At 70.2% G+C, this 20102-nt stretch carries 14 protein-coding genes and 1 pseudogene; 3 read left to right on the forward strand and 12 right to left on the reverse strand.

Annotated elements, in window-relative coordinates:
- Positions 1 to 212: 212 nt before the first annotated feature.
- The 3 genes from G3I77_RS22200 to G3I77_RS22210 all read right to left on the reverse strand — a co-directional run bounded on the left by G3I77_RS22200 (position 213) and on the right by G3I77_RS22210 (position 2382).
- Positions 213 to 842 (reverse strand): hypothetical protein, encoded by a 630-nt coding sequence (locus G3I77_RS22200; protein ID WP_248506410.1) that lies wholly within the window; start codon positions 840 to 842, stop codon positions 213 to 215.
- A gap of 68 nt (positions 843 to 910) precedes the next feature.
- Entirely contained in the window at positions 911 to 1612 is a 702-nt protein-coding gene (locus G3I77_RS22205) for a ribonuclease HII (protein WP_248506412.1), read from the reverse strand.
- 149 nt (positions 1613 to 1761) lie between these two features.
- On the reverse strand, positions 1762 to 2382 hold the full coding sequence (locus tag G3I77_RS22210; RefSeq protein WP_248506414.1) for a TetR/AcrR family transcriptional regulator: 621 nt from the start codon (positions 2380 to 2382) through the stop codon (positions 1762 to 1764).
- 186 nt (positions 2383 to 2568) lie between these two features.
- Between G3I77_RS22210 and G3I77_RS22215 the strand changes: the two are divergent.
- Positions 2569 to 4115, forward strand: a pseudogene (locus G3I77_RS22215) (MFS transporter).
- A 362-nt stretch (positions 4116 to 4477) separates the two neighbouring features.
- On the opposite strand, the gene G3I77_RS22220 reads toward G3I77_RS22215, so the two are convergent.
- The 3 genes from G3I77_RS22220 to G3I77_RS22230 form a co-directional block, all read right to left on the reverse strand.
- Positions 4478 to 5383: an ADP-ribosylglycohydrolase family protein gene (locus G3I77_RS22220; protein WP_248506416.1), complete on the reverse strand. Its 906-nt coding sequence runs from the start codon at positions 5381 to 5383 to the stop codon at positions 4478 to 4480.
- 12 nt (positions 5384 to 5395) lie between these two features.
- The gene (locus tag G3I77_RS22225) at positions 5396 to 6055 is read right to left on the reverse strand and encodes a histidine phosphatase family protein (RefSeq protein WP_248506419.1); all 660 of its coding nucleotides are present in this window, start codon (positions 6053 to 6055) and stop codon (positions 5396 to 5398) included.
- A 193-nt stretch (positions 6056 to 6248) separates the two neighbouring features.
- Complete coding sequence (locus tag G3I77_RS22230; protein WP_248506421.1) at positions 6249 to 6854, reverse strand: YdbC family protein; 606 nt, start codon at positions 6852 to 6854, stop codon at positions 6249 to 6251.
- Positions 6855 to 7008: 154 nt separating this feature from the next.
- Here G3I77_RS22230 and G3I77_RS22235 point away from each other — a divergent pair, with 154 nt between their 5' ends.
- Positions 7009 to 7542, forward strand: a complete 534-nt coding sequence (locus G3I77_RS22235; RefSeq protein WP_248506423.1) for a TerD family protein — start codon at positions 7009 to 7011, stop codon at positions 7540 to 7542.
- Between the two features lie 94 nt (positions 7543 to 7636).
- Here G3I77_RS22235 and G3I77_RS22240 read toward each other — a convergent pair whose 3' ends face one another.
- A complete protein-coding gene (locus tag G3I77_RS22240) occupies positions 7637 to 10528 on the reverse strand; it encodes a vitamin B12-dependent ribonucleotide reductase (protein WP_248506425.1) in 2892 nt (963 codons plus the stop codon).
- A 161-nt stretch (positions 10529 to 10689) separates the two neighbouring features.
- Complete coding sequence (gene nrdR, locus G3I77_RS22245) at positions 10690 to 11253, reverse strand: transcriptional regulator NrdR (protein WP_248506426.1); 564 nt, start codon at positions 11251 to 11253, stop codon at positions 10690 to 10692.
- 621 nt (positions 11254 to 11874) lie between these two features.
- Between nrdR and lexA the strand changes: the two genes are divergently transcribed.
- A complete protein-coding gene (gene lexA / locus G3I77_RS22250) occupies positions 11875 to 12654 on the forward strand; it encodes a transcriptional repressor LexA (RefSeq protein ID WP_248506429.1) in 780 nt (259 codons plus the stop codon).
- 186 nt (positions 12655 to 12840) lie between these two features.
- Here lexA and G3I77_RS22255 read toward each other — a convergent pair whose 3' ends face one another.
- From G3I77_RS22255 to G3I77_RS22270, 4 genes are all read right to left on the reverse strand, one after another.
- Positions 12841 to 14817, reverse strand: a complete 1977-nt coding sequence (locus G3I77_RS22255; RefSeq protein WP_248506430.1) for an ATP-dependent DNA helicase — start codon at positions 14815 to 14817, stop codon at positions 12841 to 12843.
- 218 nt (positions 14818 to 15035) lie between these two features.
- Complete coding sequence (locus G3I77_RS22260; RefSeq protein ID WP_248506544.1) at positions 15036 to 15764, reverse strand: GNAT family N-acetyltransferase; 729 nt, start codon at positions 15762 to 15764, stop codon at positions 15036 to 15038.
- A gap of 438 nt (positions 15765 to 16202) precedes the next feature.
- Positions 16203 to 18191 carry an IucA/IucC family siderophore biosynthesis protein gene (locus G3I77_RS22265; RefSeq protein ID WP_374386186.1) on the reverse strand — a complete coding sequence of 663 codons (1989 nt, stop codon included), beginning with the start codon at positions 18189 to 18191 and terminating at the stop codon, positions 16203 to 16205.
- A 243-nt stretch (positions 18192 to 18434) separates the two neighbouring features.
- On the reverse strand, positions 18435 to 19904 hold the full coding sequence (locus tag G3I77_RS22270; protein WP_374386189.1) for a diaminobutyrate--2-oxoglutarate transaminase family protein: 1470 nt from the start codon (positions 19902 to 19904) through the stop codon (positions 18435 to 18437).
- Positions 19905 to 20102 lie beyond the last annotated feature (198 nt).

The following is a 20102-nucleotide window of genomic DNA, read 5'->3' on the forward strand; positions in this document are numbered from 1 at the left end:
GCAGCCGAACGAGCACTCCGAACCTTGCCCTGGCCGAGCCGCGAGCGCGGCGGTCCGCCTCAGTCACGGAGGCACTCCCCGGGGCCGGGCGAGGTCACCACGCAGGGACGGTCTCCCGCACTCGGGGCATGGTGAACTGCCCGTCGCTGCGGCGCCGCCGCAGCGACGCCCGAAGTCCCCCCCCGGCGCACTACCGGGCGCTACGGCACCACTCAGACACCCGCGCCCAGCACCGAGTTGATCCGCTGCGGGTCGCCGCAGACGATCAGCAGGGCGCCCGCCCGGGAGTGGGCCAGGGACAGGGCGCTCACGGCTGCAGCCTCGGGACCGCCGTTGACGGCGACCACGACCACAGGCCGCGACGCGGCGCGGGCCGCGATGGCGGCGTCCGTGTAGAAGACGTCGTCGCCGGCGTCATGCTGGGCCCAGTAGGAGGCTTCACCGAAGGACAGCTCGTGGGTGGCCCACGGGTGCTGATCCCCGGTCGTGATCACCAGGACGTCGCCGGGGGCACGACCGGAGTCCAGCAGCAGGTCCACGGCCTCCTCGGCGGCGTCGAGCGCCCCCTCCACGGAAGCCGGGATCAACTGGATCTGCGGGGTGACCGGTGCGGCGGCGCCGGCGGCGGGACCCGACGGAGCGGGCTTGGCGGCCACATCGCGCGGCGTACGTTGCACCGGCGGCGCCGGCCGGAGAGGGCCGGGGTGACCGGGACGCGACGGAGCCGCGGGGCGGGGGCCGGGTACGGGACGGGGGGTCTGCGCGGTGCGGCCGCTGGCCGGAGTGGCGCGGGGACCCTGGGCACTCTCGTGAATCTGAGGCTCCTCGGGAATGAGAGGCATGAGTTGATATTTATCAAACGTTGGTACGACCCGCGTCGGCGGGTGGCGCATCCGTGCGCACGAAACCGTCAGAAATCGAAGCCGAGCTGACCCTCGATTTCCGGAACACTTCCGTCCGCCCAGCTGCGGACCTTCTTGAGGTGCCGCCACTGGGGCAGCGCATCAAGATACGCCCACGACAACCGGTGGTAGGGGGTGGGGCCCCGCTCCGCCAGTGCGGCCTTGTGCACGGGTGATGGATACCCGGCGTTGTCCGCAAAACCGAAGTCTGCATGGTCGATACCCAGTTCGGCCATCATTTTGTCGCGCTGAACCTTGGCGATCACCGAGGCCGCGGCGACTGCCACGCAGGACTGGTCACCCTTGATCACTGTGCGGACCCGCCAGGGCGCACCGAGGTAGTCGTGCTTGCCGTCGAGGATGACCGCGTCGGGACGGACCGGCAGTGCGTCCAGCGCACGCCCGGAAGCGAGCCGCAGCGCGGCCGTCATCCCCAGAGCGTCTATCTCCTCCGGGGAGGCATGCCCCAGCGCATACGACGTCACCCAGGTCCGCAGTTCCTCGGCGAGGGCGGTGCGTCGCTTGATGGTGAGCAGCTTCGAGTCCGTGAGCCCCTCGGGCGGACGGCGCAGTCCGGTGATCGCCGCGCAGACGGTGACGGGACCGGCCCACGCGCCGCGCCCCACCTCGTCGACACCTGCAACGATCTTCGCTCCGGTCGTGGCTCGAAGGGAGCGCTCGACAGTGTGAGTAGGCGGTTCGTACGGCATGGCGCCCCTAGATTACGCCGCCCCGAACCGCCCGCGACACCCCGGTCGGCATCGGCGGCATCGCCGGCCTCACGAGCCCCCGTCGGGCAACGGCCGGCTGCGGCGTCGGGCACCGCTCGGCTGCAGCATCAGCCCCCTTCGCCGCAGCGTCAGGAACCGTGCGACCGCAGCAGCGGAACCATCAACTGGTCGATCATCTCCTCGACTTCACGGTCCTGCCATTCACAGCCGCACATCTTGGAGCGATACATCATCATCGCCGGCATGGCGTCGAAGACATAGCCGTTCGCAGCCTCGGGGCGCACCTCGCCTCGCTTGATCCCGCGGTCGACGACCTCTCGCAACATCCTCATGGTGGGCTCCACGACCCCCTCGAAGATCACGCCATGGAAGCGTTCGGCCTGAGCCGTGTCGCATTCGTGAATCACCGAGCGAAGCGCGAAACCAGGGCGGGAGAACATCGCGTCACGGGCGCGCAGACACAGCGCCAAGAGGTCCTCGCGCACGTTCCCTTCGTCCGGGGCGGCGTCGAACTGCGGCAGCCCGGCACGCAGAGCGTCGGCGACAAGATCCTCCTTGGACGACCAACGCCGGTAGACCGCGGCCTTGCCGGTCTGGGCGCCGGCGGCGACGCCCTCCATCGTCAGGCCGTTCCAGCCGACCGTGCTGAGTTGATCGAGCGCGGCGTCGAGGATCGCGCGTTCGAGTACCGCGCCGCGGCGGCGGGCGGCCGTCTGAGCGGGGGCATCCGCCCAGCTGGGGGTAACCATCGGACTCTCTCCAACGAGCAGAGGAAGCGGGCATTCCGGGGATGGGGGACGCGCCGGACGGCCACAGGGGGGACGTGCCGAACGACGACGTCGTAAGTGAACGCTTGCGTTCACTGTCGGGGACTCACTACCGTTGACGCGACAGTGAACGCAAGCGTTCACTAACGCACTCGTGGGGGACCCATAGTGACAACCTCTCCATTACTCCAAGATCCGAAGCCAGGTGCGGCACGCCGGGAGGGACGCCCGGCATCGCGCTCACCGTCATCGCGGCCTGCCAACTCATGGTGGTACTCGACGCGACGATTGTGAACATCGCGCTCCCGCACATTCAAGACGCGCTCGAGTTCAGCACCACCGACCTCACCTGGGTCGTCAGTTCCTACACACTCACCTTCGGCGGCCTGTTGCTCCTCGGCGGTCGCGCCGGTGACATCCTCGGACGGCGCCGGGTCTTCATGACCGGCATTCTGCTGTTCACCTTCGCCTCGCTGCTCGGCGGGCTGGCCCAGGAGCCATGGCAGTTGCTGGCTGCTCGGGTTCTGCAGGGCGTAGGAGGCGCGATCGCCTCGCCCACCTCGCTGGCGCTCATCACCACCACGTTCCCCGAGGGCCCGGAGCGCAACCGGGCTTTCGGTGTCTTCGCCGCGGTCTCCGCCGGCGGTGGTGCCATCGGTCTGCTCGCGGGCGGCATGCTCACCGAATGGCTCGACTGGCGCTGGGTGCTCTTCGTGAACGTGCCGATCGGCGTGCTGATAGCCGTGCTCACTCCGCTCTACATCAGCGAGTCCGAACGGCACAGCGGCCGCTTCGACATCGCGGGCGCGGTGACCTCGACCGCGGGCATGGCGTCTCTCGTCTACGGCTTCATCCGCGCCGCGGACGAGGGGTGGCGGGACAGTCTCACCATCGGGTCCTTCGCTGCCGCGGTGGTGCTGCTGCTGGCCTTCGGCATCATCGAGTCCCGGGCCAAGGAGCCGATCACTCCGCTGCGGATGTTCGCTGACCGCAACCGCTCGGGCACGTACGTGATCATGCTGAGCCTGGCCGCGGCGATGTTCGGCATGTTCTTCTACATCGTGCTGTTCGTGCAGAACGTGCTCGGATACAGCCCGATCGAGGCAGGGCTCGCCTTCCTGCCCGTGACGGTCGTGATCGCGCTCGGCGCCGGGCTGTCGCAGCGGTTCCTGCCGGTACTGGGCCCCAAGCCGTTCATGCTCGTGGGCTCGGCGCTCGCGATGACCGGACTGGCCTGGCAGGCGCTCATCAGCTCCGACAGCTCGTACGTCGGTGGAGTCCTCGGCCCCATGCTGGTGTTCGGCTTCGGCATGGGGCTGAACTTCGTGACGCTGACGCTCACCGCCGTCTCCGGGGTCGCCCCGCACGAGGCGGGCGCGGCGTCCGGGCTGCTCAACACGACACAGCAGGTGGGCGGATCGCTGGGTCTGTCCATCCTGACGACGGTCTTCGGCACGGCGACCAAGGACGAGGCGGAGAAACAGCTTCCCAAGTTCATGGCCGATGGGACCGCTGAGCAGAAGGCGGAGTTCGCCAGGACGCATCAGCTGCCCGCGCCATGGGGGCACGAGGTGCTGGCCCAGGGCATCTCGACGGCCTTCATACCGGCCGCCGCGATGGCCGTCCTCGCCCTGGCCACGGCCTGGCTGGTGATCCGGGTCCGCAAGAGCGACCTCGATGCACTCTCCGGCTCGGCCGGACCGGGACTCGGCTGACGCAAGCGCACCGCGAACCGGCTCCGGCCGCTCGCCGACGGGCACGACACAAGCCCGCCGACGACTGCCGGGCCGGTACGCGACCTGCTGCGGATGGCCGGGGCTGGTCCGGGGGACGGACGGAGAGGACGGCAGCACGGCCACCCGTCCGCGTCCCACACGGCGCGCCACAGCGCCCCACCAGCGGACCAGAACAGCGAGCAGAGCCTCCATGACCACCTCCCTCAGCGCCACCCGCGCGGACGTCCGGAGTGTGCGCGCCCTCGACGGCTCGCACAGCGGATGTCAGAACAACGGGCGGCCGGTCACGGAGAGTTCCCGAGGTGCACGGAGAGTTCCCGACGGGCCGACAGCCCTGACCGTCAGGCCGACGTCGGCACCCAGTCCGGGAGCGGCTCCGTCCGCTCGACCCACTCGGCGGGTGGCGTCCCCGCCACCCCCGAGGCGATCACACCCCCGACGATGGCGCACGTGGTGTCGACGTCCCCGCCCACCTGGGCGGTCGTCCAGAACGCCTGCTCGTAGTCGCCGAGGCTTCTCGCGGCCGACCAGAGGGCGAAGGGCACGGTGTCATGGGCAGTCGTACGCCGCCCGCACCCCAGCACGGCCGCGACCGTGCCCGGATCGCCGTAGTCGAGCATGTCCCGGGCCCGACGGAGTCCCGCACCCACGGCGCTCTTCGGCACCAGGCCGATGACCCCGTCGAGGAGGGCTTCGGCGCCGGGCGGTCCGTCGGGGGCGGCCGCGAACGCGGCAGCCGCGGCGACGGCCATGGCCCCGACGACGGCCTCACGGTGCTGGTGGGTGGTGTAGGCCGAGATCTCCGCCTGGTGGGTGGCCTGCTCCGGATCATCGGCATACCAGGCGCCCAGCGGGGCGATCCGCATCGCCGCGCCGTTGCCCCAGGACCCCTGTCCCTTGAAGAGCGCGGCGGCCAGTTCCCGCCAGTCGCCACCCTCTCGGACGAGGCGCAGCAGGCGGTTGACCGCGGGGCCGTACCCCCGGTCGAAGTCGTGGTGCTCGGCGAAGGAGCGGGCCAGGGCATCCTGGTCGATGCGGTGGTGGGCGGCCAGGACGGCGACGACCGAGCCGGCCATCTCCGTGTCGTCCGTCCACCGCCACGGCCCGGACGGCACCTCGCGGCGCTTCAGCAGCGGGTAGTTCACCGGTACGAAGTACTGGGAGCCCAGGGCGTCCCCGACGGACAGTCCGCGCAGGCAGGCCAGGGCGCGGTCCAGGCGCACGTCGGGGGAGGAATCAGCGGTCATCGCCCTGCCACTCTATCCGGTGATCCCGTACGGCTCGGGATCTCGCCAACGGTCGAACGGCCGGTCAAGCGTGTATTTGCCGTCGTCCCCCAGAACGAGCATCCGCACCTCGCCGTTCCCCGGGTTCGACAGCGACTCGAACTCCGCGACCGTCCAGTGGAACCACCGCATGCAGAACAGCCGCATGGCCAGGCCATGGGTGACGATGAGGACGTTCGGCGGGTGGTCGGGGTCCTCGAAGCTGCGGAACAGGCTCTCCAGGAAGCCGCCGACCCGGTCATAGACATCCGCGCCGGACTCGCCTTGGACGAAACGGTAGAAGAAGTGGCCGTACGCGTCCCGGTAGGCCTTCTGGATGCGGACCTCGTCCCGGTCCTGCCAGTTGCCCCAGTCCTGCTCGCGCAGCCGGGGTTCCTCGCGCACCCGTATGAGTCCGGAGTCGAGGTGGAACGCGCGCAGGGTCTCGTGCGTACGGCGGTACGGGGAGACGTACACGCTGACGCGCTCGTCGCCGAAGAGTTCGCGCAGCTGCTCGCCCGTCGCCTCCGCCTGCCGCCGGCCGCGCTCGGTCAGTGCCAGGGCATGGTCGGGTTCACGCTCGTAGACGGAGTCATCAACATTGCCCGTTGACTCGCCGTGCCGGACAAGGACGATGCGCCGTGGTCGTGCCATGCCAAGACCCTAGATCGGGTAAGGGCTCCTGGAGCACTCACACCGCACGCATACGGCGTAGGTCACACGATTCCTGCACCACAGGTCACTTCGGTCGCACGCTTGTCCGGCCGGAACTACTCCGTCCGGTCCCACCCGGAGTCACAGCAACCCGCGCGCAGCATCCGGAGCACCCGTCGGCGGCACGCGGAAATCAGACAGTCCAGCTCGGCTCCATGTCCACGACGTCCCCGGTGAGCGCCGCCACGTCCGCCTCCGTCTGGGCCCTCAGGGCGAGCCGCTCCACGCGTTCGGTGCGGTACTTGCCGTGCTCGGCGGCCGAGCGCCACATCGACAGCACCAGGAACTCGTTCCCGGGTGCCTCGCCGAACAACCCGCGCACCATGCCGGGCGAGCCCGCCATCGCCGGGTTCCAGACCTTCTCCTGCATCAGCACGAAGTGCTCGGCCCGCTCCTCGTGGATGCGGCAGAGCGCCACCCGGAGCAGGTCGGCGTCCGTGAAGCGCGGTTCGAAGCCGGTCTTCACGTCGAAGCGGTAGTCGAAGAGTCTGACCTGGGCGCCCTTGAACGTGCCCGCCTGGGCCGACGCGAGCCGGTCGTGGGACCGTGCCATGAAGGAGTCGTAGAAGGCGCGGCTCTCCCAGAACGCGAAGATGTGCGCCACGTCCGGCCGCCCCCGGCTCCAGCCACCCCCCTGCCCGCGAAATCCCGGCTCCCCCAGAAGCCCCGCCCACTTCCGCTGCCCCCGCTCGAAACCGCGGCGGTCCACCACGGTGCAGCGAATCCACTTGACCAGCACCGCGCCATGGTAAGGCCACGGAGCGTGGCGCCGGTCACTCTCGGCTGGACCGCTCCCCCACGCACGTACCCGCGCGCGTGGCAGGATGGACAAACAGTCATGAGCGCCCGGCAGTTGGGGCCACGGACGGGTCGGCACGGGGAAGGGGATTCTGGTGGACGGGCTCAACAAGGGGCTTCGCAAGGTCGAGATCGCGGTGCGGTGGGATCCCAGCCCGGCGGGGCAGCCGTCCACCGATCTGGACCTGGTCGCGGCGACCTATCTGGCGGATGATCCGCACGGCGATCCCGCGTACGCGGTGCACTTCGACAGCCGCTCCCCCGACGGCACGATCACTCTCAACCGGGACAGCAAGGACGGCCAGGGCTTCGGCTACGACGAAGTCATGACGCTGGAACTCGACCGGCTCGACGTCCGGTACGCGCGCGTGGTGGTCGGTGTCGTCATCCAGCAGCGCCCGGCGCAGCGCACCTTCGTCAGTGTGGGCAACCCCGGGCTGCGTATCCGCGAGGGGTACACCGTCCTGGCGGAGGACGACTTCGGCGGCGTCCTGGGGGCGACGGCGGCGACGGTCGCGGAGTTCACCCGGGACGGCTCCGGCCCGTGGGACTTCCGCTCCGGACTCCATGGCTTCGAGAGCGACCCGATCGACTTCACCAGGACGATGGGTGCGGCCCGCCGGCCATGAACCTCATCCACAGGCCCTCGGCAGCGACCTGTGACGACAGGAGGGGCACCGCCCGCAGGCGGTGCCCCTCCGTCATCGGCTCAGGCGTTCGGCGTCAGCTGCAGCCGCTGGTCGAGCCGCATCCCTCGCAGATGTAGCAGGAACCTGCGCGCTGCATCTTCGTACCGCAGGAGAAGCACAGCGGGGCGTCGGCCTGGATGCCCAACTGCATCTCCACCAGTTCGGCACTGGTGTGGGCCTGCTGCGGGGCGGGCTGGGCCGCCTCCTCGGCCTTCGGAGCGGAAATGGCCTTCAGCTCCTGGGCACGCGGCGCCGACTGGGCCAGGCCCTCGACGTCGACCTCGTCTTCGTTCGGCTCGTACGAACCGGTCTCGAGGTGACGCTGACGCTCCTCGGCGGAGTGGATGCCGAGTGCGGAGCGCGTCTCGAAGGGCAGGAAGTCCAGCGCCAGGCGGCGGAAGATGTAGTCGACGATCGACTGCGCCATCCGCACGTCCGGGTCGTCCGTCATACCGGCCGGCTCGAAGCGCATGTTGGTGAACTTCGAGACGTACGTCTCAAGCGGCACGCCGTACTGGAGGCCGACGGACACCGCGATCGAGAAGGCGTCCATCATGCCCGCGAGGGTCGAGCCCTGCTTGGACATCTTCAGGAAGACCTCACCGAGACCGTCGTCCGGGTAGGAGTTGGCGGTCATGTAGCCCTCGGCGCCGCCGACGGTGAAGGACGTGGTGATGCCGGGACGTCCCTTCGGCAGGCGCTTGCGGACGGGGCGGTACTCGACGACCTTCTCGACCGCGGTACGGATCGTCTCCTCGGCCTTCTCGGTGATCTCCGCCTTCTCCTTCTCCTTGGTCTTGGCGGAGAGCGGCTGGCCGACCTTGCAGTTGTCGCGGTAGATCGCGAGCGCCTTGACGCCGAGCTTCCAGGCCTCGAAGTAGATCTCCTCGACCTCCTCGACGGTCGCCGTCTCCGGCATGTTGACCGTCTTGGAGATGGCGCCGGAGATCCACGGCTGGATCGCCGCCATCATGCGGACGTGGCCCATCGGGGAGATGGCCCGCTCGCCCATGGCGCAGTCGAAGACCTCGTAGTGCTCGGGCTTGAGGCCCGGGGCGTCGATCACGTTGCCGTTCTCGGCGATGTGGGCGACGATCGCCTCGATCTGCTCTTCCAGGTAGCCCATGCGGCGCAGGGCCTGCGGGACGGTGCCGTTGACGATCTGCATCGAGCCGCCGCCGACCAGCTTCTTGAACTTGACCAACGCGAGGTCGGGCTCGACACCGGTGGTGTCGCAGGACATCGCGAGGCCGATGGTGCCGGTCGGGGCGAGCACGGACGCCTGGGAGTTACGGAAACCGTTCTTCTCGCCGAGGCGCAGCACGTCCTGCCACGACTCGCTGGCGGCGGCCCACACGGGGGTGTCCAGGTCGTCCATCCGGACGGCCTTGTCGTTGGCGTCGGAGTGCTGCTTCATGACGCGCTTGTGGGCGTCGGCGTTGCGGGCGTAGCCGTCGTACGGGCCGACGACCGAGGCGAGTTCGGCGGAGCGGCGGTAGGCCGTGCCGGTCATCAGGGAGGTGATGGCGCCGGCGAGGGAGCGGCCGCCGTCGGAGTCGTAGGCGTGGCCGGTGGCCATCAGCAGGGCGCCGAGGTTGGCGTAGCCGATGCCGAGCTGGCGGAACGCGCGCGTGTTCTCGCCGATCTTCTGGGTCGGGAAGTCGGCGAAGCAGATCGAGATGTCCATCGCGGTGATGACCAGCTCGACGACCTTCTGGAAGCGCTCGGCCTCGAAGGACTGGTTGCCCTTGCCGTCGTCCTTCAGGAACTTCATCAGGTTCAGCGAGGCAAGGTTGCAGGACGTGTTGTCCAGGTGCATGTACTCGCTGCACGGGTTCGACGCGGTGATCCGGCCGGACTCGGGGCAGGTGTGCCAGGTGTTGATGGTGTCGTCGTACTGGATGCCGGGGTCGGCGCAGGCCCAGGCGGCCTCGGCGATCTTGCGGAAGAGCGCCTTGGCGTCGACCTCCTCGATGACCTCGCCGGTCATCCTGCCGCGCAGCCCGAACTGGCCGCCCTGGTCGACCGCCTTCATGAACTCGTCGTTGACACGGACCGAGTTGTTGGCGTTCTGGTACTGGACGGACGTGATGTCGTCGCCGCCCAGGTCCATGTCGTAACCCGCGTCGCGCAGGACGCGGATCTTCTCTTCTTCCTTGACCTTCGTCTCGATGAAGTCCTCGATGTCCGGGTGGTCCACATCGAGGACGACCATCTTGGCGGCGCGGCGGGTGGCGCCACCGGACTTGATCGTTCCTGCGGAGGCGTCGGCGCCGCGCATGAAGGAGACCGGGCCGGAGGCGTTGCCGCCGGAGGACAGCAGTTCCTTGGAGGAACGGATCCGGGAGAGGTTCAGGCCGGCGCCGGAGCCGCCCTTGAAGATCATGCCCTCTTCCTTGTACCAGTCGAGGATCGACTCCATGGAGTCGTCGACGGACAGGATGAAGCAGGCGGAGACCTGCTGGGGCTGCTTGGTGCCGACGTTGAACCAGACAGGGCTGTTGAAGCTGAAGATCTGGTGCAGGAGGGCGTACGCCAGCTCGTGCTCGAAGATCTCGGCGTCGGCGGGCGAGGCGAAGTACTTGTGGTCCTCCCCGGCCTTCCGGTACGTCTTCACGATGCGGTCGATCAGCTGCTTGAGGCTGGTCTCGCGCTGCGGCGTGCCGACAGCACCGCGGAAGTACTTGCTGGTGACGATGTTGACCGCGTTCACCGACCAGAAGTCGGGGAACTCCACGGCGCGCTGCTCGAAGTTGACCGAGCCGTCGCGCCAGTTGGTCATGACGACGTCACGGCGCTCCCAGGCCACCTCGTCATAGGGGTGGACCCCAGGGGTGGTGTGGATGCGCTCGATACGCAGGCCCTTGCTCACCTTGGCGCTCTTGGCGCGGGAACTCCGTGCCGGACCGCTCGCCGTCTCTGTCATGCCGCCTCCCTGTACGGGCGCAAACGCCCTGAAGTGCCCCGTTGTTCCCGTGGCACGGTGTTCTGTCTGGTGTTGCGGGCACCCACTCACATCGCCCGCAACAGGTCTTCATCGCCGCCGCCCGGCCGGGCCGGAGCTGCCTTCCGGGTCCGGCCCGCGGGTCAGTCGGCGGCGCCTGCGGGCTCGGGGACGTGTTGTTCCGTCCCTCCGGGCCCGCGGTGGTCTTCCTGGCTCCCCGCAGCCGCGTCCTCGCGGTCTCCGTCGTCCGCGTCGGGGTGCCCCGTCTCCGCCCTGAGCTCCTCGATGGCCGCCTCGAAGTCGTCGAGCGAGTCGAACGCCCGGTAGACGGAGGCGAATCGCAGGTAGGCGACGAGGTCGAGTTCCTGCAACGGGCCGAGTATGGCCAGCCCCACGTCATGGGTGGTCAGCTCGGCGCTTCCGGTGGCACGCACCGCCTCCTCGACCCGCTGGCCGAGCTGAGCGAGCGCGTCCTCGGTGACGGGCCGACCCTGGCACGCCTTGCGCACACCGTTGATGATCTTCGTACGGCTGAAGGGCTCGGTGACTCCGGACCGCTTCACCACCATGAGCGAGCACGTCTCCACGGTCGTGAAACGACGGGAGCAGTCAGGGCACTGGCGGCGCCTGCGGATCGATGTGCCGTCGTCGGTCGTACGACTGTCGACGACACGACTGTCGGGGTGCCTGCAGAAGGGGCAGTGCATGAACTCCCAACCCTCCTCACAGCAGACTCAATAGCCTCGCCGGGCCTCTTGCGCCCCACGAAGCAGCCCCAAGCATAGGCGATGACCATGGGCCTCGAGACACGGGGGACCACAACTTCTGGGCTGCTGTCGCAATCCAACCACTAGATGTGGGGATTGGCTCATACATCGACGACGTTCCCGCGTGTCGCGCGCGGAGGCGCAGGTGACGTGCGACAGGCCGAGCCTCACCGGCCCCGCATGCCCCCGGAGGCCCCCTGCCGACGGCTTCGTCCGGGACACGGCCGCACCCGTTCCTGCACAGCCGTATCGCCGCGGCGCATGCGGAGATACCGTGGGCGCCGCGAGGAGGGGAGGTGGGACTCCCGCACAGATGAGGACTGGTCCCGGAGCCAGGGAATGCCGGATGGCAGACTGGGGCACCAGTCCACGAGGCGATCACCCCGGCGGTGAAGAGTACAGCAATGGGCCCTTTTGCCCGCCAGGTGGCGCGGCCGCCAATACACCCGGACACATGATCGCGTCCGGTGATTCGCGATTTTTCACTCGAACGTGTGTTTGGCGCAACCTTTCGAAAGCAACTACCGTTGTCCAGCAGGGAGACCATCGAGAGGGGCCGACGTGACCACCACCGCAGACAGTGCCGCCATCGCTGCCCAGGACCACCCCCAGGGCCGACTGGAGCCGGTGCATGCGATGAACGAAGCCACGAACCCTGAGGGGCACAAGCGCTCCCTGCCGGGCCGACCTCCCGGCATCCGGGCGGACAGCTCCGGACTCACCGATCGCCAGCGCCGCGTGATCGAGGTCATCAGGGATTCCGTGCAGCGACGGGGCTACCCACCGTCAATGCGGGAGATCGGTCAGGCCGTCGGCCTCTCCAGCACCTCTTCCGTCGCACACCAGCTGATGGCATTGGAGCGCAAGGGCTTCCTGCGCCGCGACCCGCACCGCCCGCGCGCCTACGAGGTGCGCGGTTCCGACCAGGCCGCCTCGGTGCAGCCCACGGACACGGCGGGCAAGCCGGCCGCGTCGTACGTGCCGCTGGTCGGCCGGATCGCGGCCGGTGGCCCGATCCTCGCCGAGGAGTCCGTCGAGGACGTCTTCCCTCTTCCCCGCCAGCTCGTCGGCGACGGTGAGCTGTTCGTCCTGAAGGTCGTCGGTGACTCGATGATCGAGGCCGCGATCTGCGACGGCGACTGGGTGACGGTGCGCCGTCAGCCGGTCGCCGAGAACGGCGACATCGTGGCCGCGATGCTCGACGGGGAAGCCACTGTCAAGCGCTTCAAGCGCGAGGACGGCCATGTCTGGCTCCTGCCGCACAACGCGGCCTACGAGCCGATCCCCGGCGACGACGCGACCATCCTCGGCAAGGTGGTGGCCGTACTGCGACGCGTCTGACAAGCGCGCACCGCGTCGGGCGGGCCCAGCGGGCCCGCCCCCTGACCGGGCCCCGGGACCTCTGCGCCGGTTCCGGGGCCCTGCGCTGTCCGGGGGTGGTTGCCGGGCCTGTAGGGGCCCCGGGGCTGATGCAGGTGGGGGTCGGGCCCGCGGTGGCTGAGCCACCGCGGGCCCGACCCCCACAGCTCATCCGTCTTCCGTCTGCTTGGCGATCGCGTCGATCGCCGCGAGCGACTTCCGCACCTGGTTACGGTCCGTCGTGAACCAGAAGTCGGGCAGTGACGCCTTCAAGTAGCCCCCGTACCGGGCCGTCGCCAGACGCTGGTCGAGGACGGCGACCACTCCGCGGTCACCCGACGCCCGAACGAGACGGCCGGCGCCCTGGGCCATGAGGAGCGCAGCGTGGGTGGCGGCGACCGCCATGAAGCCGTTGCCGCCCGCGTCCTCGACGGCCTTCTGGCGGGCGCTCATCAGGGGGTCGTCAGGGCGCGGGAACGGGATCTTGTCCATGACGACCAGCTGACAGCTCGGTCCCGGGACGTCCACGCCCTGCCAGAGCGACAGAGTGCCGAACAGGCAGGTCTTCGGGTCCGCCGCGAAGTTCTTGATGAGCTCGCCGAGCGTCTCCTCGCCTTGGAGGAGGATCGGGAACTCGGGGATCCGGGACCGCAGCTCCTCGGCGGCCAGCTGGGCCCCCCGCATCGAGGAGAACAGGCCCAGGGTGCGGCCGCCCGCCGCCTGGATCAGCTCCGTGAGCTCGTCGAGCATGTCCGCGCGGTCACCGTCCCGAGCGGGACGCGCCAGGTGCTTGGCGACGTACAGGATGCCCTGCTTGCCGTAGTCGAAGGGGGAGCCGACGTCGATGCCCTTCCACTTCGGGATGTCGTCGCCTTCGGTGCCCTCGGGGGCGAGGCCCAGGGAGGCGCCAACGCCGTTGAAGTCGCCGCCCAGCTTCAGCGTCGCGGACGTCAGGACCACGGAGCGGTCAGCGAAGAGCTTTTCGCGCAGCAGTCCGGAGACGGACATGGGGGCGACGCGCAGGGAAGCACCGAAGCGGTCGTGGCGCTCGTACCAGACCACGTCCCACTCGGAGCCGTTCGTGATGCGCTCCGCCACGTCGTGGACGTTCTCCACCGAGGCGAGGGCCTGCTTGCGGACGGCGTCCTCGTCCTGGACGGACTTGTCGCGGGTCGTGCCGATCGCGGAGATAACCGTGCGGCACGCGTCGCGCAGCGCCATGAGGGCGTACCCGAGGTCCTCGGGAATCTCCTCCAGGCGACCCGGCAACGCCAGCTCCATCAGCCGCTCGAAACCCTCGGAGGCGGTCTGCAGCTGGTCCGCGGCCTTCTCGTTGACGAGTTTCGCGGCGCGGCGCACCGCACGGTTGACCTGCCCGGGGGTGAGCTCGCCGGTGGCGACTCCGGTGACCCGGGAGACCAGTTCGTGCGCCTCGTCGACGATCAGCACCTCGTGCTGCGGGAGAACCGGAGCACCCTCGATCGCGTCGATCGCGAGCAGCGCGTGGTTGGTGACGACGACCTCGGCGAGCTTCGCCCGCTCACGGGCCATCTCGGCGAAGCACTCGGCGCCGTAGGCGCACTTCGAGGCACCCAGGCACTCCCTCGACGACACCGACACCTGGGCCCAGGCCCGGTCCGAGATGCCGGGCGTCAGGGCGTCACGGTCGCCGGTCTCGGTCTCGTCGGCCCAGTCGCGCACCCGCAGCAGGTCCTGGCCCAGCTTGCTCGTGGGCGCGGCGGCCTCGAACTGGTCGAAGAGGCCCTCTTCCTCGTCCTGCGGGACACCCTCGTGCAGTCGGTGCAGGCACAGGTAGTTCGACCTGCCCTTGAGCATCGCGAACTCCGGGCGGCGGCGCAGCAGGGGGTGCAGCGACTCGACCGTTCTCGGCAGGTCGCGCTCCACCAGCTGGCGCTGCAGGGCCAGGGTGGCGGTCGCGACGACCACCCGCTCCCCGTGCGCGAGCACGGGCACCAGGTAGCCAAGCGACTTACCGGTACCGGTGCCGGCCTGGACCAGCAGGTGGGAGCCGTCGTCGATGGCTTCCTCGACGGCTTCGGCCATGGCCACCTGACCGGGGCGCTCCGTACCGCCGACGGCAGTGACGGCAGCATGCAGGAGTTCGGGGAGTGAGGGCTTCGTCATAGCGCGACCACCCTACGACCCTGCACTGACAAACGGGCGATCAAGGCGGGGGCGGGGGACGGGATCAAGACCGTGGGCTCCTCGGGGGTGGGGCGGTGGATGGGCCTTCCGGTTGCGTGAGTGAGGCCGTGGCGAAGTGGTTCGAGAAATTCGCACGGCAGGTGGGAACTGCGGCGGCACGGGCCGCGTTCAATGAGTGATGGCACGGTGACACAGCGCTACAACAGATGCCGGAGGACCCGGTCTCGGACCATGAGGGCGGCCCGCTTGGCAGGCAGGTCGACCTCGGCGGAGAACCGGAAGCCGGCGGCCAGGAATGCGGCGACGGAGGGGGTGTTGCGAATGTCGGGTTCCGCGATGACGCGTGCGCAGGAGGGCCGCCGCGCGAGAACGAGATCAGCCACGGCCCGGAGCAGCAGCCCCCCAAGGCCACGCCCCCGGTCGGCGACCCCACCTACGAGGAGGTGGATCCCCGTGTCATGAGGCCGGGCGGGGTAGTGACGGGCCAGCGGGTCCAGATCCGCCCGGTAGATCTCCCAGTAGCTCATCGGCGCTCCGTCCAGTACGCCGATGCACGGCACGCTGCGCCCGTCACCGGCGAGCTGGGTCCGCAGGTGGTCCTCCGTCACGTCCTGCGGTCCGGACAACTCCCAGAACGCTGCGGCGGCGGGGTCGTTCATCCAGCGGCTGATGAGCGGGAGGTCGCGTTCGAGGCGTGTGGGGACGAGGTGGAACACGCCTGCGGGCGTATCGGCCCGGCCCCATTCGGCGACGCGGTCGAGGAGGTCGTCATGGCGGGGGAAGACGGAGGGTCGGGACGGCTCGCCCGTCGCGGCGATGGAGACGGAGGGCCGCGTCGTGTCCTCGTCCCGCCTCCGGGCTCCGCGACCGTCGAGCGCGTCAGCCGCTGCGAGGGCGATGAGCTCGTCCGGGAGCCGCAGGTCCATGGTGTCCTCGCGGTGCCCGTCCGCTCGGAACTGCTCGCCGGAGATCGCGCCGGGCTCCGCATCGGATCCGAGGCGGGACTCGACGCCGCCGAAGGTGTCGGCACCGGCGCCGTGGCCGGCGCGGGCGCCCGACTCGGCACCGCCCAAGTCACCCGAGCGGGCGTCCGGCTCACCACCGGCGAAGTCAGCGCAGACGCCTGACCCGGTACCGGTGTGGGCACCGGGCGCATCGTCGTCGTCGACACCCGGCTTGGCACCGGAATCGGCTCGGGACCCGGCGCCGACGGCCGCGTCGGCCATGACAGGGGCGGCGAAACCGGTCTCGGCGGTCGGGTCGGCGGGAGGCACCGAACGCTCCTCTCAGAAAGGGGGGTGGGGCATGTCCTCAGGGATGAAGGAGGTAGGTCAGCGGTGGAAGGGATCGATCGGCCAGGTTGGTCAGGAATGGAGGGGGTTGGCGATGGTGACATAGACGGACTGGGTGTCGACCGGGCCGACGAGTTCGTCGAGGTCGTGCAGCCGGGTCAGCAGGTTGGCCTTGCAGCGCAGGACGGGTGAGTCGAGCAGCCGCGCGGGCAGCGAGGTGCGCAGTCGGCCCGGGCCGGAGGCGATGTCCTTGAGGAAGCGGCGGAAGGCGGCGAGCAGCAGCCGCTCGTCGGCCAGCCCCTGGGAGCCGAACGCGCCGATGAGGCCGAGCACGTTGTTGATCACCAGGTAGTAGACGAGCCGTTCGTCGGTGACCTCGTCGCAGACGAACGTGTCGCTCCGCTCTCCGATGCCGGGCAACCGGGCGTCGAGGTCGGCGCGGCGGGACGCGCGGAAGTAGTAGCCCTGGTTGTCGCGGTAGCGGCCGCCCGTGGGCCAGCCGTCGGGGTCCAGCAGAAGCAGGGTGTTCTGCTGGTGCGCCTCCAGGGCGATGCCGGCCTCTCCGTCGAGCCAGAGGACGGGACGCACCACGTGCGCGAGGTAGCGCAGGAACCACTCGGCGGCTACAGCTCCGCGGGGTCGGCCGGTGCGGCGGGCAAGACGCGTGACGACCTCGGCCAGCCGGGACCGCAGGGCCGGGCCGTGCTCCTCAGCGCGTCCCGGAGCGCCGTCCAGCGGGGTCGGGGAGCACGGGCGCGGCGAGAGGAGACCGGCGACGCAGGAGACATCGTCCGAGGGGCTGAACGGGTTGTGGCGGATCACCACGTCCAGTCCGGGCGTCGGGGCACCGCCGGGGATGTCGACGGCGAGCCAGGCCGGGTCCCGGACGATGTCGAAGCCCGGGTGCACGGCCCGCCACTGCTGCGCGAGGCCGCTGCGGAGCAGGCGGTGGACCTCGACGCCACGGTGGAGTTCCTTGCGGAGGTTCTCGCGGCGGGAGTTGGTGATGCGCAGGCCCAGCGAGAGCTTGAGCATCGCGGGGGCATGGGTTCGGTAGACGGTTCGCAGGGAGGAGGTGGGGTGCCAGGGCGGGCCGTGGGTGCCGAGGTCACGGAGCAGTCCGGTGTCCAGCAGGGCGGCGGCCTCCGGACGGTGGCGGACCTGCTGTGCCTGCCAGGGGTGCAGGGGCAGCAGGGCGTACCCGTCGGGCAACGCCGGTGCGGTTCCGGCCAGGCGGGCCGTGAGCCGGGGCGCGGCGACAGGGCGGCCGCGTTCGGTCCAGGAGGAGTCGGTGGCGAGGACGGAGGGAGCGACAGCCATCCAGTGCAGTGGGAAGGAGCCGCGCAACTCGGGCGAGTACAGCAGCGCTTCGGCTTCGGAGAGACCCTCGCGGCTTTTCGGGGTGGGGTGCAGGGGGTGTCCGAGGACGAGTGCCTGTTCCGCGGACAGGAAGAGGTCGGGGCCGTCGGCCGGGCGTTCGCGGCGGTCGGTGACGAAGCCGGCGACACGTCGGAGGGAGTCGGCCACACCCGCGACGAGCATCACGCCGTCGCTGAAACCAGCGGTGACGGAGCTGAGGGCGCCGGTGGGAAAGGAGTCGGGGGCCCGCCAGATGCCGGAGTCGTCTGCGGACGTCTCCCGGGTGAGCAGGGCGGCGATCGTGACGGCGTCGGCCGGTGGGGCGTATTCGGGTGCACCGGCGAGACGAGGAGGGCCGAAGCGGTGCCAGCCCGTCGGGGACCAGTAACGGACCGGGGCGAGGAGGGCCGTGCCGCTGGCGGGAAGGGGGATGCGCAGGACGCCGTCGGCCGGGGCGGACTGGTCGGTCTCACGCGCCCAGCAGCGGAGCAGGTTCTCCACCGCGGCGGCCTGGGCGACGGTGTGCGGGTGGGGATGCTCAAGAGGGTCAGTGCCATGGCCTCCGCTGAGCCCCTGGGCGGGTTTCGCAGCCGGCCGCTGATGGGGGACCCGAGGGTTCGGCGATGTCCCCGACGACCAGGCGCCGACGGAGGCTTGCCCCGGCGTCGGTGCGTGGTCGTCGGGGTGGGGGGTGGCGTTCACGGCAGGTACCTCATCGGGTGGTTCCGGATCATGCGGGTGGGGGCTGCGAGCCGAGGAGCTTCACTCGGCGGGGCTGCGGGGCGCGTAGGCACGCGGCGTGCGGTCGTGGGGGGCGTGGGGACGTGCGGGGCCCATGGGCCGGGCGCCTGGCAGGCGGCGGCCTCGCAGCCGGGCAGCCCGGCAGGCAGGCGGCCTGGCGCGCGGGCACGGCGCGGGCTCACGCGCCGTAGAGGCTCACCGCGTTCAGGGTGCTGCTGCTGTGCCACCCCCACGGCACCGAGCCGCTGCGAGGACCGCGTCGGCCAAGCGGTCCAGTACGGCGGCCGCTTGTTCATCGGTGATGGTCAGGGGCGGCAGCAGTTGTACGACGCTCGCGTGACGGCCGCCGAGTCCGACGATGAGGCCGCGCCGCAGGCACTCCCGCTGGACCGCGGCGGCCAGTTCGGGGGCGGCTGGCAAGGGTTGGCGTCCGCCGCCCGGCATCACCGACGCTTCCACGCCGTCCTCCGCAACCCCAGGAGCACCCGAAAAGCCGGGCTCCCCCTCCGCCTCCGGATCCACCAGCTCGACCCCGATCATCAGCCCCCTCCCCCGCACATCCCCCACGCACGCGAACTGAGAAGCCAACTCCTGGAGTTGGCTCAGCAGGCGCGCCCCCAGGGTCGCCGCGCGCTGGGCGAGGGCGTTCTCGCGGACGTGGGCGAGGGTCGCCGTGCCGGCGGCCATGGCGAGCTGGTTGCCGGGGAAGGTGTCGGTGGGGGTGCCGGGTTCCCAGGTGTCGAGGTCGTCGCGGTAGACCACGACGGCCAGCGGCAGGCTGCCGCCGATGGCCTTGGAGAGGACCATCACGTCGGGGGTCACACCGCTGTGCTCCACGGCCCAGAAGGCGCCGGTCCGGCCCACGCCCGTCTGGATCTCGTCGGCGATCAGCGGGATGGACCGCTCGGCGGTGAGTTGTCGCATGCGCCGCAGCCAGGTGTCCGGCGCGGGGATCACCTCACCTTCGCCCTGGACTGGCTCGACGATCATCCCGGCAGGCCACGGCACCCCGGACCCGGGGGCGTCGAGGAGAGACTCGGTCCAGCGGGCTGCGAGGTCGGCACCGTGCTCGCCACCGATGCCGAAGGGGCAGCGGTAGTCCTGCGGGTAGGGCGGGCGGGCGACCCGCGCGCCCTGGATGTCCGCGGACGGGTCGTAGAGGGCCCTGTCGGTACTTCCGCGACCGGAGCCGGTGAACGCCAGGAGACCGCTCCGTCCGGTCGCCGCGCGGACGAGGGCATAGGCGGTCTCGACGGCTTCGCTGGCGGCCGGTCCGCAGAACCGCACGCGCGCCCGCTCGGCAAGGCCTGGCGGCAGGGTGCGGAACAGTTCGGTGAGGAAGGCGTCCTTGACCGGTGTCGCCAGGTCGAGGGCGTTGAGGGGCGCGCCGGAGTCGAGGACCTTGCGGATGGCCTCCAGGACGACGGGGTGGTTGTGGCCGAGGGCGAGTGTGCCGGCGCCGGAGAGGCAGTCCAGGTAGCGGCGGCCGTCCGCGCCCTCGATGGTCAGTCCCCGCGCCCGCACCGGAACGATCGGCAGGGCACGGGCGTAGGTCCGGGCGGCGGATTCGCGTGCGGCTTGGCGGCGCAGGATTCCCTCGTGCGCGGAGCGCGGGGCGGGGGCGGTGTCGTCGACGGCTCCGCCGACGAGGGATTTCACCTGCGTACGCCCCACAGCGGCCTCCTCCGACGCACAACCCCCACGGGTGGATTCCGCCACGGCTTCCCTGACCTCCCACTGGGCACGGGCACAGAGGACCGCGCACAGACAGCAGGCCCCCCACCGCTACCAACCCCGGATCACTCACCGGGTTACGGGTTGCCTCAAGATCCTTTCCGTGACGGAACTGTTGCGGATCCGTCGGATCGCCCC

Origin of the sequence: Streptomyces sp. D2-8 (assembly GCF_023184515.1) — a bacterium.
Lineage (GTDB): Bacteria > Actinomycetota > Actinomycetes > Streptomycetales > Streptomycetaceae > Streptomyces.